The 13,088-nt window shown below is 55.3% G+C and carries 14 protein-coding genes and 1 other annotated feature; of the genes, 10 read left to right on the top strand and 4 right to left on the bottom strand.

Translation table 11 applies throughout. From position 1 onward, the window contains the following. Positions 1–33: 33 nt before the first annotated feature. Positions 34–354: a trp operon repressor gene (gene trpR, locus PU624_RS19695; RefSeq protein WP_283546308.1), complete on the top strand. Its 321-nt coding sequence runs from the start codon at positions 34–36 to the stop codon at positions 352–354. On the opposite strand, the gene yjjX is transcribed toward trpR, so the two are convergent. Beyond that, positions 355–873, bottom strand: a complete 519-nt coding sequence (gene yjjX / locus PU624_RS19690; RefSeq protein ID WP_283546307.1) for an inosine/xanthosine triphosphatase — start codon at positions 871–873, stop codon at positions 355–357. Between the two features lie 129 nt (positions 874–1,002). Here yjjX and gpmB point away from each other — a divergent pair, with 129 nt between their 5' ends. Then, positions 1,003–1,650, top strand: coding sequence for a 2,3-diphosphoglycerate-dependent phosphoglycerate mutase GpmB (gene gpmB, locus PU624_RS19685; protein WP_283546306.1), 648 nt, complete (start codon positions 1,003–1,005; stop codon positions 1,648–1,650). Between the two features lie 40 nt (positions 1,651–1,690). On the opposite strand, the gene robA is transcribed toward gpmB, so the two are convergent. Next, positions 1,691–2,575: an MDR efflux pump AcrAB transcriptional activator RobA gene (gene robA, locus PU624_RS19680; RefSeq protein ID WP_283546305.1), complete on the bottom strand. Its 885-nt coding sequence runs from the start codon at positions 2,573–2,575 to the stop codon at positions 1,691–1,693. Positions 2,576–2,768: 193 nt separating this feature from the next. Here robA and creA point away from each other — a divergent pair, with 193 nt between their 5' ends. Beyond that, on the top strand, positions 2,769–3,242 hold the full coding sequence (gene creA, locus PU624_RS19675; RefSeq protein ID WP_090964162.1) for a protein CreA: 474 nt from the start codon (positions 2,769–2,771) through the stop codon (positions 3,240–3,242). 72 nt (positions 3,243–3,314) lie between these two features. Here the strand turns inward: creA and arcA are convergent, their stop codons facing one another. Beyond that, positions 3,315–4,031 carry a two-component system response regulator ArcA gene (arcA, locus tag PU624_RS19670; protein WP_283546304.1) on the bottom strand — a complete coding sequence of 239 codons (717 nt, stop codon included), beginning with the start codon at positions 4,029–4,031 and terminating at the stop codon, positions 3,315–3,317. A gap of 608 nt (positions 4,032–4,639) precedes the next feature. Here arcA and PU624_RS19665 point away from each other — a divergent pair. From PU624_RS19665 to thrC, 5 genes are all read left to right on the top strand, one after another. Continuing rightward, on the top strand, positions 4,640–5,344 hold the full coding sequence (locus tag PU624_RS19665; protein ID WP_283546303.1) for a tRNA/rRNA methyltransferase: 705 nt from the start codon (positions 4,640–4,642) through the stop codon (positions 5,342–5,344). A gap of 188 nt (positions 5,345–5,532) precedes the next feature. Then, positions 5,533–5,601 (top strand): thr operon leader peptide, encoded by a 69-nt coding sequence (thrL, locus tag PU624_RS19660; RefSeq protein WP_090964490.1) that lies wholly within the window; start codon positions 5,533–5,535, stop codon positions 5,599–5,601. Beyond that, positions 5,540–5,658: a sequence feature (Thr leader region), on the top strand. It overlaps the preceding gene by 62 nt. 26 nt (positions 5,659–5,684) lie before the next feature. Then, complete coding sequence (gene thrA, locus PU624_RS19655) at positions 5,685–8,147, top strand: bifunctional aspartate kinase/homoserine dehydrogenase I (RefSeq protein ID WP_283546302.1); 2,463 nt, start codon at positions 5,685–5,687, stop codon at positions 8,145–8,147. 2 nt (positions 8,148–8,149) lie between these two features. Beyond that, on the top strand, positions 8,150–9,079 hold the full coding sequence (gene thrB / locus PU624_RS19650) for a homoserine kinase (protein WP_283546301.1): 930 nt from the start codon (positions 8,150–8,152) through the stop codon (positions 9,077–9,079). Positions 9,080–9,082: 3 nt separating this feature from the next. Then, positions 9,083–10,366, top strand: a complete 1,284-nt coding sequence (gene thrC / locus PU624_RS19645; protein ID WP_283546300.1) for a threonine synthase — start codon at positions 9,083–9,085, stop codon at positions 10,364–10,366. Between the two features lie 67 nt (positions 10,367–10,433). On the opposite strand, the gene yaaA is transcribed toward thrC, so the two are convergent. Further along, complete coding sequence (yaaA, locus tag PU624_RS19640; RefSeq protein ID WP_283546299.1) at positions 10,434–11,207, bottom strand: peroxide stress protein YaaA; 774 nt, start codon at positions 11,205–11,207, stop codon at positions 10,434–10,436. A 209-nt stretch (positions 11,208–11,416) separates the two neighbouring features. Between yaaA and tal the strand changes: the two genes are divergently transcribed. Beyond that, positions 11,417–12,370 carry a transaldolase gene (gene tal / locus PU624_RS19635; protein WP_013356716.1) on the top strand — a complete coding sequence of 318 codons (954 nt, stop codon included), beginning with the start codon at positions 11,417–11,419 and terminating at the stop codon, positions 12,368–12,370. A 125-nt stretch (positions 12,371–12,495) separates the two neighbouring features. After that, positions 12,496–13,083, top strand: coding sequence for a molybdopterin adenylyltransferase (gene mog, locus PU624_RS19630; protein WP_283546298.1), 588 nt, complete (start codon positions 12,496–12,498; stop codon positions 13,081–13,083). The last annotated feature ends 5 nt before the right edge of the window (positions 13,084–13,088 follow it).

Here is a 13,088-nt window from a genome sequence, read left to right as displayed (position 1 = left end):
TCCGTACTCTTTAGTGAGTACGGAAGCCTCTTCATGACCCATTCTGATTCCCCCTCTACCGATGCGCATCTGGCAGAAGATAGCTGGCAGCGCTTTGTCGTGCTGATGCAGCAGGCCTTTGCTGATGGCCATGCGCTGCCCCTGATGCAACTGATGATGACGCCCGATGAGCGGGAAGCGTTTGGCACCCGTCTGCGAATTATCGAAGAGTTAATGAACGGCGAGATGAGCCAGCGTGAGCTTAAAAATGAGCTCGGCGTGGGCATTGCGACGATTACCCGTGGCTCTAACAGCCTGAAAGAGGCGCCGCCGGAGCTGAAACGGTGGCTGGAAGCGCGTCTGGGACGCGCCTGATTACTGCTGATAGAGCGGATGGACGAACGGGCAGAGCGCCAGAATCAGTGCCTGATGATAGACACTGGAGCGGGTGAGCAGGCCGTTGGTGAACGCCCCGATTGCGCCACCCTTGTGTTTGATATTGTCGATGCCGGTTAACCGCGCCATCTCATCGCCGAGTTCGCGGCCCTCGCGCAGACCCGCCAGCACCACCGGCGGCAGGGTAAAACTGGCCGAACGCGATTCGCCGCGCTGCTTCTGATTTTCCACCACCATCCAGGCAAATGCGCTGTCATCTTCGATGCCCGCCTCAATGGCCACCCAAAACGCCGCTTCAGGCCGGACCTGCCGGGCATTCATCACGCGCTGACGTGCGCCAGTTCGCGTTTCGAGATGGGTTAACGGTTGTGCTGCAACGCCGCTATCGACCCCGACCCCTTCAATATGGCAGGATCCCTCGCCGAAAACGTCGCTGAAAGCCTGAGCAATCGCGTTAATCTTCGCTGGGTTGGTTGTGGCTGCGACAACATGGTACATAATTGATTGAACCCTCAGGTGATTAAGAGCCTGGCCCATCGCGCTATCTGTGTCCGGACTGCCTGCAACAAGGACGCCTGATGGGACAGTGCCTAAAGCGATTTTTGTCGCAGTATAACGGAAACTAACATGTTACAGGTCTATCTTGTTCGTCACGGTGAAACGGTATGGAATGCGGAACGCCGCATTCAGGGTCAGTCCGACAGTCCGCTGACGGAAAAAGGTGAGCAACAAGCCTGGCAGGTGGGTGAGCGCGTGAAACATCTGGGCATCACGCATATTATTGCCAGCGATCTGGGGCGCACGCGTCGCACCGCCGAGATTATCGCGGATGCCTGCGGTTGCTCAGTCACGCTGGATGCGCGGTTGCGTGAGCTGAATATGGGTGTGCTTGAGAAGCGTCCGCTGGATGGCTTAACGGCGGAAGAAGAGGCGTGGCGCGCCACGCTGGTCAACGGCACCGAAGGCGGCCGCATTCCTGAAGGGGAGTCGATGACGGAGATGGCAACGCGCATGCACGCCGCGCTGAATGCCTGTCTCGATCTGCCTGCCGGAAGTCGTCCGCTGCTGGTCAGTCACGGCATGGCGCTGGGGTCGCTGGTCAGCACGATTCTGGGTCTGCCCGCCTATGCGGAACGTCGCCTGCGTCTGCGCAACTGCTCACTCTCACGGGTGGATTATCAGGAGAGTGCCTGGCTGGCAAAAGGCTGGATTGTGGAGATGGCGGGAGATATTTCCCATCTGGATGCGCCCTCGCTCGACGAGCTGCAACGCTGATTGCACTCAGACTGCCGTCGCGATGACGGCAGTCTGACACTTAGCTGGCTTCGGCCTGCTGACGGCGAATCGGAATCAGATATTCGCAACGGATCTCAGTCGGCGGCTCACTGCGTTTTTTACCACCATGGGTATAAAAGCGTTCGATATCCTGTCCCTCACGGCGGGTCAGTCCCAGCGTTGGCATGCAGGTGCCGTAGAGCAGCAGGATAAATTCCTGCAGATCGACGCGCGGACCGGTATAGGTGAACTGCACGTAATCGCCCGCTTCCAGAATAACGTTCTGGCCGGAATGCAGATTGACCGCGCTGTCAGCCGGTACTGCCGTGGTGTAGAGAATCTCCTGCTCATCCTCTTTTTCCTGGCTGGCTCGCACCTGATGCAGGCCATACAGCACCGGCGGCACCGTGTCCGTTTCCAGCAGGAACTGCTTCCAGAAGTGCAGACGCATTTCGTCGCGGTAGCTGGAAATCTGCTCCAGAATACAGGTGTAGCTCTGGGTCTGTCCCACCAGTACCGTTTCCGGCAGGGTGACATAAGCCGGTTCCGGCTGTGTCTCATTATCCAGACGAATCGGGGGACGAATACCGAAGGAGTTCCAGTCGGAAGAGCGACGATACCAGGCCGGTGTCTGAGCAAACTGTTTCTTGAATGCGCGAGTAAAAGTCTGTTGTGAATCAAAACGATACTGAAGTGCGATGTCCAGAATCGGGCGGCTGGTCAGGCGCAGCGCCACGGCGGCCTTAGACAGACGACGGGCACGGATATAGGCGCCGATTGCGTGTCCGGTCACGTCTTTGAACATCCTCTGTAAATGCCATTTAGAGTAACCGGCTTTCTGGGCAACGTTGTCCAGTGAAAGGGGTTGATCCAGATGGCTCTCCAGCCAGACAAGCAAATCGCGAATGATACCGGCTTGGTCCATAAAACATCCTCATACTCTGGTGGTACAGCTAAAGCATTCGAAGAATATTAGCACTCATTGCTCAAAAGACGCGGGACGTTTCTCGGGGAAGGTTGTGCTAAATCAGTACGGGCTGAAACCCGTTTTGGTTTGGTCATTGATTCAATTAACAGTACATTACATTCTCATCTATTCCATTTGCAATGGTAACTCCATGACAATAAGTCGTCTCATGATCGCTGCGCTGACCACGCTGACCTTTTCCAGCCCGCTCTTTGCCGAACAGATTGGCTCTGTTGATACGGTGTTCAAGATATTCGGGCCTGACCATAAAATTGTCGTTGAAGCTTTCGATGACCCGGACGTTAAAAATGTAACCTGTTATATCAGCCGGGCGAAAACCGGGGGTATTAAAGGCGGACTGGGTCTGGCAGAGGATACCTCTGATGCCGCGATTTCCTGTCAGCAGGTGGGGCCGGTGGAACTGAGTGATAAAATTGCGCAGGGCAAAGCAGAGGGTGAGGTGGTATTCCGCCAGCGCACCTCTCTGATCTTCAAGAAGCTGCAGGTTGTACGCTTCTTCGACAAAAAGCGCAACGCTCTGGTTTACCTGACCTACTCCGATAAAGTGGTCGATGGCTCTCCGAAAAATGCGCTCAGCGCCGTGCCGATTATGCCGTGGCACTAATGCTGTCGTCATACTGAGCACAAAAAAAAACGCCCGCAGGGGCGTTTTTTTATTTGCTGCATCGGGCACGGCTTAGTCGTGCAGGTCGCCGCAGAAGCGATAACCTTCACCATGAATGGTGGCGATGATCTCTGGCGTGTCCGGCGTGGATTCGAAATGCTTACGGATACGACGGATGGTGACATCGACGGTACGATCGTGTGGCTTAAGATCGCGGCCGGTCATTTTCTTCAGCAGATCGGCACGGGTCTGAATTTTGCCCGGATTTTCGCAGAAGTGCAGCATGGCGCGGAACTCACTGCGAGGCAGTTTGTAATGCTCGCCGTTTGGATTGATCAGTGAGCGGCTGTTGATATCCAGCTCCCAGCCATTGAATTTGTAGCTTTCTACCTGACGGCGCTCTTCACCTGGCATCGCCAGATTCATGGTGCGCGACAGCAGGTTACGGGCACGAATCGTCAGCTCACGCGGATTAAACGGTTTGGTGATGTAGTCGTCGGCGCCAATTTCCAGACCAAGAATTTTATCGACTTCGTTGTCACGGCCGGTCAGGAACATCAGAGCAACATTGGCCTGCTCACGCAGTTCACGGGCCAGCAACAGGCCGTTTTTACCGGGCAGGTTGATGTCCATGATGACCAGGTTAACGTCATTGTCGGTCAGCACCTGATGCATTTCAGCACCATCAGTCGCTTCATACACCACATAACCTTCCGCCTCAAAAATACTTTTGAGGGTATTACGCGTGACCAGTTCGTCTTCAACGATAAGAATGTGCGGGGTCTGCATGTTTAGCTACCTAAAATTTGTCAACAAATTGAAAACAGGGCGTACAGCGGTATGGCGTTCTCCATCATCGAGAGCGGCGGGCCGCGCTGAACCGTTGTACGAAATCATATTTTGATAAGCCATCTATCAACGTCAACAACAGTATTAGCTCAGCCAGTCAGGATGAAAATTGCATGCCCCGGGCGTTAATGATAATGGCGCATATCCTAACTGTATTAACAGCAACCTAACAGCACCAACTACAACCGATAAGCATAAAAACAACGCTTCGTTGACTTATATCAAATGCAATTGTAGCACGTTAACACTTTTGTGAAAAACTTCTCGCAGATTGCCTGGTTAGCTCACAAAAAGCATCATTTTCGTTACATTTTTTACTCAGTCGGGCCAAAATAAAACCCGCTGGAAATCACATTCTATCTCATTGAAGTTGAATGACTTAATAGCGTTTTCTTTAATAAGGCTGGTTTCGGCGATAAAAAGTTTCGGGCCACGACTTTTAACCGGTTTAACATCGTTAACACGCGATTTTCTTATTACCTTGTGGCGGCTGAATTATTAACAGCCATGTTAATATGGCGTTATGTAAATGAACCAATGGATTAAATATGCTTTTTCCCCTGATTCTCGTCTCGCCTGCGCGGCCAGAAAATATCGGCGCTGCGGCGCGTGCCATGAAAACCATGGGATTCAGCCAGCTGCGTATCGTTGCCAGCGACGCCTGGCAGGATCCTGCTGCGCGTCGGGTGGCGCATGGCGCTGGTGAGATCCTCGATAACGTTCAGACCTTTGCAACCCTGGCTGATGCGTTAGCGGATATCGATTTTTCGGTGGCGACGACCGCGCGCAGCCGGGCAAAGTTTCGCTACTACGCCACACCGGAGCAGGTTGAAACGCAACTGCTGGAGAAGCGCCAGTGGGTCAACAGTATGGCGCTGGTGTTTGGCCGCGAAGATAGCGGGCTGACCAATGAAGAGCTGGAGCAGGTCGACCTGCTGACCGGCATCCCGATGGCGAATGACTATCCGTCACTGAATCTCGGTCAGGCGGTCATGGTTTACTGCTATCAGCTGTCGAAGCTGAATCAGGTGGAAGCGCCAACAGCGTCCGCCGCCGACGGGCAGCAGTTGCAGGCACTGCGTCAGCGATTCCATCAGCTGCTGGCGCAACTCGACGTCAGTGATGATGAGAAGCTGTCAGACTGGATCGATCAGCGGGTGGGTCTGCTGGAACAGCGCGACAGTGCGATGCTGCATCGTCTGCTGCACGATATTGAAAAAAAACTCACAGATAAATCCTCGGCAAAAAGCTGATTTTATAGCAACAGATCGCAGGGAATTTCTGCATCGCAAACGATCGAACACCGTTTCACGGTTTCACCGGTGGCTGTGCGCAGTGGTTGAAATCTGTCCGCCGGACAAATCGGGTTGACTTAACGTGCGCTTTGCTTTACTTCTGGAAGCAAGACGGACAGACAAAAACAGACAGAAAATAAATCTAAATGCGTAAAATCAGCCTGAACACCACAATTATTACCACCACCATTACCCCAGGTAACGGTGCGGGCTGACGCATACAGGAAAAACAGAAAAAAAGCCCGCACCTAACCAGTGCGGGCTTTTTTTTCGGCTTAAATTCAGGAGAGTTTATATCATGCGAGTGCTGAAATTCGGCGGGACCTCGGTAGCGAATGCGGAGCGTTTTCTTCGCGTCGCTGACATTCTGGAAAGTAATGCGCAACAAGGACAGGTTGCAACCGTGCTCTCTGCGCCAGCAAAGATCACTAACCATCTGGTGGCGATGATTGAAAAAACCATCAGTGGTCAGGATGCTCTGCCGAATATCAGCGACGCCGAACGCATCTTCAGCGCGCTGCTGCAGGGACTGGCTGACGCACAGCCGGGCTTTGAATTTGATCGACTGAAAACCCGCGTTGACCTGGAGTTTGCACAGCTGAAGCAGGTGCTGCACGGCATCAGCCTGCTGGGACAGTGCCCGGACAGCGTTAACGCGGCGATTATCTGTCGCGGTGAGAAGCTCTCGATTGCGATCATGGAAGCGCTGCTGCAGGCGCGCGGCCATGAGGTCAGCGTGATCGATCCGGTGGAGAAGCTGCTGGCGATTGGCCACTACCTCGAATCTACTGTCGATATCGCTGAATCAACCCGCCGCATCGAAGCGAGCCAGATCCCGCCGCAGAACATGATCCTGATGGCGGGCTTCACGGCCGGTAACGAGCGTGGCGAGCTGGTGGTACTGGGCCGCAACGGTTCAGACTATTCAGCCGCCGTGCTGGCCGCCTGTCTGCGCGCCGACTGCTGTGAAATCTGGACCGATGTGGATGGCGTCTACACCTGCGATCCGCGTCAGGTGCCGGATGCGCGTCTGCTGAAGTCGATGTCCTATCAGGAGGCGATGGAGCTCTCCTATTTCGGTGCCAAAGTACTGCATCCCCGCACCATCGCGCCTATCGCCCAGTTCCAGATCCCTTGCCTGATCAAAAATACCGCTAATCCGCAGGCACCCGGCACCCTGATTGGTGCCGAAGGCGAGCAGGATGAGAGCCCGGTAAAAGGCATCACCAACCTGAATAACATGGCGATGGTCAACGTTTCCGGTCCCGGCATGAAAGGGATGGTCGGGATGGCGGCCAGAGTCTTTGCGGCGATGTCGCGCACCGGCATCTCGGTCGTGCTGATCACCCAATCCTCTTCCGAATACAGCATCAGTTTCTGCGTGCCGCAGAGCGAGCTGGCGCGGGCGCGTCATGTGCTGGAAGAAGAGTTCTATCTGGAGCTGAAAGATGGCCTGCTGGATCCGCTGGATATCATTGAAAACCTGGCGGTAATCTCGGTAGTGGGCGATGGCATGCGCACCCTGCGCGGCATCTCAGCGAAATTCTTTTCAGCGCTGGCGCGTGCCAATATCAATATCGTGGCGATTGCACAGGGCTCCTCCGAGCGCTCTATCTCGGTCGTGGTGAACAATGACGAAGTGATCACCGGCGTGCGCGTGGTGCATCAGATGCTGTTCGCCACCGATCAGGTGATCGAAGTGTTTGTCGTCGGCGTCGGCGGGGTCGGTGGTGCGCTGCTGGATCAGTTGCATCGTCAGCAGGCGTGGCTGAAGAAAAAGCATATCGACCTGCGGGTCTGCGGCATCGCTAATTCGCATGCACTGTTAACCCACGTCCACGGCATCGATTTAAGCAACTGGCAGTCGGCATTAGACGAAGCCAAAGAGCCGTTTAATCTGGGCCGTCTGACCCGTCTGGTGAAAGAGTATCATCTGCTCAATCCGGTGATTGTGGATTGTACTTCCAGCCAGGCGGTCGCCGATCAGTATGCGGATTTCCTCAGCGAAGGCTTCCACGTGGTGACGCCGAACAAAAAGGCCAACACCTCTTCCTGGAATTACTATCAGCAGATGCGCGCCGCTGCCGCCAAATCACGGCGTAAATTCCTTTATGATACCAACGTCGGGGCCGGACTGCCGGTCATCGAAAACCTGCAGAACCTGATGAACGCGGGTGATGAACTGCTGCGTTTCTCCGGTATCCTTTCTGGCTCGCTGTCGTTCATCTTTGGCAAGCTGGATGAAGGGGTTTCGCTGTCGCAGGCCACGAATATGGCGCGTGAGATGGGCTTCACCGAACCCGATCCGCGTGACGATCTCGCTGGCACCGATGTGGCGCGTAAGCTGCTGATCCTGGCGCGTGAAGCGGGCCATCAGCTGGAGCTGAGCGACATTGAGATCGAGCCGCTGCTGCCTGCCAGCCTGACCGAAATCCAGGATGTTGAGCAGTTTATGCAGCGTCTGCCCGAGCTGGATAACGCCTTTGCCGACCGCGTTGCACAGGCGCAGAATGAGGGCAAAGTCCTGCGCTACGTTGGCGTGATTGAAGAGGGCGGCATCTGCAAAGTGAAGATCGACGCCGTTGACGGCAACGATCCGCTCTATAAAGTGAAGAACGGCGAGAACGCCCTGGCGTTTTACAGCCGCTACTATCAGCCGATTCCGCTGGTGCTGCGCGGATACGGTGCAGGAAATGATGTCACAGCGGCCGGTGTCTTTGCCGACCTGCTGCGTACGCTGTCATGGAAGTTGGGAGTTTAATCATGGTAAAAATTTACGCACCGGCCTCGATAGGTAACGTCAGCGTCGGCTTCGATGTGCTGGGCGCGGCGGTATCGCCGGTTGATGGCTCCCTGCTGGGTGACTGCGTCTCCGTGGAAGCGGCAGAGCAGTTTTCACTGACCAACGCCGGACGTTTTGTCAGTAAGCTGCCCGCCGATCCTAAAGAGAATATCGTGTATCAGTGCTGGCAGCTTTTCTGCGAGGCGGTGGGCAAAGAGATTCCGGTGGCGATGACCCTGGAGAAGAATATGCCCATCGGTTCCGGGCTGGGTTCCAGCGCCTGCTCGGTGGTGGCCGGTTTAATGGCGATGAACGAGTTCTGCGGTAAGCCGCTCAGCGACAGCACGTTACTGACGCTGATGGGCGAGCTGGAAGGGCGGATCTCCGGCAGCGTACATTATGATAATGTCGCCCCCTGCTTCCTCGGTGGCATTCAACTGATGCTGCAGGAGAATGACATCATCAGCCAGGCGGTGCCGGGCTTTGACGACTGGCTGTGGGTGATGGCCTATCCGGGCATTAAAGTGTCCACCGCAGAAGCGCGCGCCATTTTACCGGCGCAGTACCGCAAAGAGGACTGCATCAAGCATGGCCGTTTGCTGGCCGGCTTCATTCACGCCTGTCATACGCGTCAGCCGCAGCTGGCAGCTAAACTTATGCAGGATGTGATTGCCGAACCTTACCGGACCCGGCTGCTGCCAGGCTTCGCTGAGGCGCGGCAGGCCGCTAAAGATATTGGCGCACTGGCGTGCGGTATCTCCGGCTCTGGTCCGACACTTTTCGCCGTTTGCAATCAGATGGAAACGGCACAGCGGATGGCTGACTGGCTGAGCCAGCACTATCTGCAGAATGATGAAGGCTTCGTCCATATCTGCCGTCTCGACACGGCTGGCGCACGACAATTGGGATAACGCATGAAACTCTACAATCTGAAGGATCACAACGAGCAGGTCAGCTTCGCCCAGGCGGTGAAACAGGGTCTGGGGTCACAGCAGGGTCTGTTCTTTCCGCTGGAACTGCCAGAGTTTGAACTGACCGACATCGACGCGATGCTGGAGATGGATTTTGTCAGCCGCAGCAGCAAAATTCTCTCCGCGTTCATTGGTGACGAGATTCCGGCCCAGCAGCTGCATGAGCGTGTTAAAGCCGCTTTTGCCTTCCCGGCCCCGGTGAAAGCCGTCAGCGAAGATATCGCCTGTCTGGAGCTGTTCCACGGTCCGACGCTGGCGTTTAAAGATTTCGGCGGCCGTTTTATGGCGCAGATGCTGTCGTATGTTTCAGGCTCAGATGAGCAGATCACCATTCTGACCGCGACCTCCGGTGACACCGGTGCGGCCGTGGCGCACGCGTTCTACGGCATGAAGAACGTGCGCGTGGTGATCCTCTATCCACAGGGCAAAATCAGTCCGCTGCAGGAGAAACTCTTCTGCACCCTGGGCGGCAACATCGAAACCATCGCGATCGACGGCGATTTCGATGCCTGTCAGTCGCTGGTGAAACAGGCGTTTGATGATGAAGAACTGAAAAAGACGATTGGTCTGAACTCGGCTAACTCCATCAACATCAGCCGCCTGCTGGCGCAGATCTGCTACTACTTTGAAGCGGTCGCACAGCTGCCACAGGAAAAACGCAATCAGCTGGTGGTCTCTGTGCCGAGCGGCAACTTTGGTGATTTGACGGCGGGTCTGCTGGCGAAATCACTGGGCCTGCCGATCAAACGCTTTATCGCCGCCACCAACGCCAACGATACGGTGCCGCGCTTCCTCGGCAACGGCGAATGGCAGCCAAACCAGACGGTTTCAACGCTGTCGAACGCGATGGATGTCAGCCAGCCGAACAACTGGCCACGTGTGGAAGAGCTGTTCCGCCGTAAAACCTGGCGCTTAACCGATCTGGCCTGTGGTGCTGTTTCTGATGAGACCACGCGTGCCGCCATGCGTGAACTGGCAGAGACTGGCTACGTTTCCGAGCCTCATGCCGCCATCGCCTGGCGTCTGCTGCGCGATCAGCTGCAGGAAGGCGAGTATGGTCTGTTCCTCGGCACGGCGCATCCGGCGAAATTCCGTGAAAGCGTGGAAGCGATTCTTGAGCAGACCCTGACGCTGCCGCCGGAGTTAGCGGAGCGCGCCGATCTGCCGCTGCTGTCGCATCAGATGAAGGGTGACTTCGCCTCGCTGCGGGCGTTCCTGCTGAAGTAGTGCTGTGAAAGGCTTCCCGGTTGCGGGAAGCCTGTCTGTGATGTGAAAAGCACAGCGTGCGGGGGCGTTACTGCTCCGCGCGCTTAAAGACCAGCTCGCTCTCGCTACTGCTGGCCCCATCAAAACGATAGCCATCCACATCAAACGCCTTAAGCTGTTCCGGCTTTGTCAGGCGCTGCTGAATCACATAGCGACTCATCAATCCACGCGCCTTTTTGGCATAGAAGCTAATCACTTTATAGCTGCCGTTCTTCTCATCGAGGAACACGGGCTTAATCAGCTGTGCCTGCAGTTTCTTCGGCTTCACCGCTCTGAAATATTCGTCCGAGGCGAGATTGATCAGCACCTCATCACCCTGTTCCGCCAGTGCGGCATTCAGCGTATCCGTGATGAGATCGCCCCAGAAGGTGTAGAGATCTTTACCCGCCGGATTTGCCAGGCGAATGCCCATCTCCAGCCGGTAAGGCTGCATGAGATCGAGCGGACGCAGTACGCCATACAGACCTGACAACATGCGCAGGTGCTGCTGTGCAAAGTCGAAATCCTGATCGCTGAAGGTTTCGGCCTGCAGACCGGTGTAGACATCACCTTTAAACGCCAGGATGGCCTGACGGGCATTCTGCGGTGAAAAGTCGGGGTGCCAGCTGTTAAACCGATCGGCATTGAGGTGCGCCAGTTTGTCGCTGATGCCCATTAACGAGGCGATGCTGGCAGGTGACAGATCGCGCGCAATCTCAATCAGCTGTTGTGACTTTTCTAACAGCGCAGGCTGGGTGAAACGCGTTGTCGCCAGCGGACTTTCATAATCCAGCGTTTTGGCGGGAGAGATCACCATCAACATAGTTGCTTCCTCGGTTAATGCCTGGTTTAACAGGGTATTGGCGGCTTATCAGGCTTCGCAGTGTACCAAAAAAGCCGGAAAGAATGACGAATCACACCTATTTGTTCCCGCTATCGTAAACGGCATTCCCTGACCTTGCGCCACCGTTGCCGCGTGATATTATCCCAACAGCCTTTTTTCACACTGACAGTTAACTAAGAGAAAAGAACATGACGGACAAACTTACCTCCCTGCGTCAGCTTACTACCGTAGTCGCCGACACCGGTGATATTGCAGCCATGAAGCTGTATCAGCCGCAGGACGCCACCACCAACCCTTCTCTGATTCTCAACGCCGCACAAATCCCTGAATACCGTAAACTGATCGATGAAGCGATCGGCTGGGCGCGTGAGCAGAGCAGCAACAAAGAAGAGCAGCTGCAGCTGGTTTCTGACAAGCTGGCCGTAAACATTGGTCTGGAAATCCTGAAACTGATCCCAGGCCGTATCTCGACTGAAGTCGATGCGCGTCTCTCTTACGACACTGAAGGCAGCATCGCTAAAGCCCGCAGCCTGATCAAACTCTACAACGATGCCGGTATCAGCAATGACCGCATCCTGATTAAACTGGCCTCTACCTGGCAGGGCATCCGTGCTGCAGAGCAGCTGGAAAAAGAGGGGATCAACTGTAACCTGACGCTGCTGTTCTCCTTTGCTCAGGCGCGTGCCTGTGCCGAAGCGGGCGTGTTCCTGATCTCTCCGTTTGTTGGCCGTATCCTCGACTGGTACAAAGCCAACACCGACAAGAAAGAGTATGCCGCGCACGAAGATCCAGGCGTGGTTTCTGTTTCTGAAATCTACAACTACTACAAGCAGCACGGCTATGAAACCGTGGTAATGGGCGCGAGCTTCCGTAACGTCGGCGAAATCATTGAGCTGGCTGGCTGTGACCGTCTGACTATCTCTCCTGCGTTGCTGAAAGAGCTGGCAGAGAGCGAAGGCACCCTGGAGCGTAAACTGAGCTACAGCGGCGAAGTTAAAGCGCGTCCGGCCCGCATGACCGAGTCTGAGTTCCTGTGGCAGCACAACCAGGATCCAATGGCCGTTGCCAAGCTGGCTGAAGGTATCCGCAATTTTGCCGTTGATCAGGGCAAACTTGAGAAGATGCTGGCAGAACTGCTGTAATCGGCTGACCGTGGCGGCGCAGGCTGCCACGGTTTTCCCTTTTCCGACCCTTTCACTTTATATTATCCTCTCTGCTATTCCCCTTTTACTCCACCGCACCGCGGTAAATCACAGCGAAGCTAATCATGAATACATTACGCATTGGCCTGATCTCGGTCTCGGATCGCGCCGCGAACGGCATCTATCAGGATGAGGGTATTCCCGCGCTGGAGAGCTGGCTGAGTCGCGCAATCAGCAGCCCGTTTGAGATTGAGTCCCGTCTGGTGCCCGACGAGCAGCCGATGATTGAACACGCGATTTGCGAGCTGGTCGATGAACGTTTTTGCCATCTGGTGTTAACCACCGGCGGCACCGGTCCGGCCCGACGCGACGTTACGCCCGATGCCACCTTAGCCGTTGCCGATCGGGAAATGCCCGGCTTTGGTGAGCAGATGCGCCAGATCAGCCTGCAGTTCGTGCCGACCGCGATTCTGTCGCGTCAGGTCGGGGTGATCCGCAAACAGTCGCTGATTCTCAATCTGCCCGGTCAGCCGAAGTCGATCAAAGAGACGCTGGAGGGGCTGAAGGATGAGCAGGGCAAGGTAAAAGTGCACGGCATCTTCGCCTCTGTACCTTATTGTTTACAGCTGCTGGAAGGGCCTTACGTCGAAACGCATCCCGATGTGGTAGCAGCATTTCGGCCTAAAAGCGCGATACGTGAGATAAATAACTAAATATT

This window comes from Pantoea sp. Lij88, assembly GCF_030062155.1.
Classification (GTDB): Bacteria; Pseudomonadota; Gammaproteobacteria; order Enterobacterales; family Enterobacteriaceae; genus Pantoea.
Note: the sequence above shows the minus strand (reverse complement) of the source record. Positions and strands in the feature narration are given on the sequence as shown.

Bases quoted from the DNA above. Each gene is read 5' to 3' on its own strand.
- thrC (WP_283546300.1), top strand. From the start codon at position 9,083: ATGAAACTCTACAATCTGAAGGATCACAACGAGCAGGTCAGCTTCGCC.
- yjjX (WP_283546307.1), bottom strand. From the start codon at position 873: ATGTACCATGTTGTCGCAGCCACAACCAACCCAGCGAAGATTAACGCG.
- robA (WP_283546305.1), bottom strand. From the start codon at position 2,575: ATGGACCAAGCCGGTATCATTCGCGATTTGCTTGTCTGGCTGGAGAGC.
- creA (WP_090964162.1), top strand. From the start codon at position 2,769: ATGACAATAAGTCGTCTCATGATCGCTGCGCTGACCACGCTGACCTTT.
- arcA (WP_283546304.1), bottom strand. From the start codon at position 4,031: ATGCAGACCCCGCACATTCTTATCGTTGAAGACGAACTGGTCACGCGT.
- trpR (WP_283546308.1), top strand. From the start codon at position 34: ATGACCCATTCTGATTCCCCCTCTACCGATGCGCATCTGGCAGAAGAT.
- tal (WP_013356716.1), top strand. From the start codon at position 11,417: ATGACGGACAAACTTACCTCCCTGCGTCAGCTTACTACCGTAGTCGCC.
- thrB (WP_283546301.1), top strand. From the start codon at position 8,150: ATGGTAAAAATTTACGCACCGGCCTCGATAGGTAACGTCAGCGTCGGC.
- mog (WP_283546298.1), top strand. From the start codon at position 12,496: ATGAATACATTACGCATTGGCCTGATCTCGGTCTCGGATCGCGCCGCG.
- gpmB (WP_283546306.1), top strand. From the start codon at position 1,003: ATGTTACAGGTCTATCTTGTTCGTCACGGTGAAACGGTATGGAATGCG.
- PU624_RS19665 (WP_283546303.1), top strand. From the start codon at position 4,640: ATGCTTTTTCCCCTGATTCTCGTCTCGCCTGCGCGGCCAGAAAATATC.
- thrA (WP_283546302.1), top strand. From the start codon at position 5,685: ATGCGAGTGCTGAAATTCGGCGGGACCTCGGTAGCGAATGCGGAGCGT.
- yaaA (WP_283546299.1), bottom strand. From the start codon at position 11,207: ATGTTGATGGTGATCTCTCCCGCCAAAACGCTGGATTATGAAAGTCCG.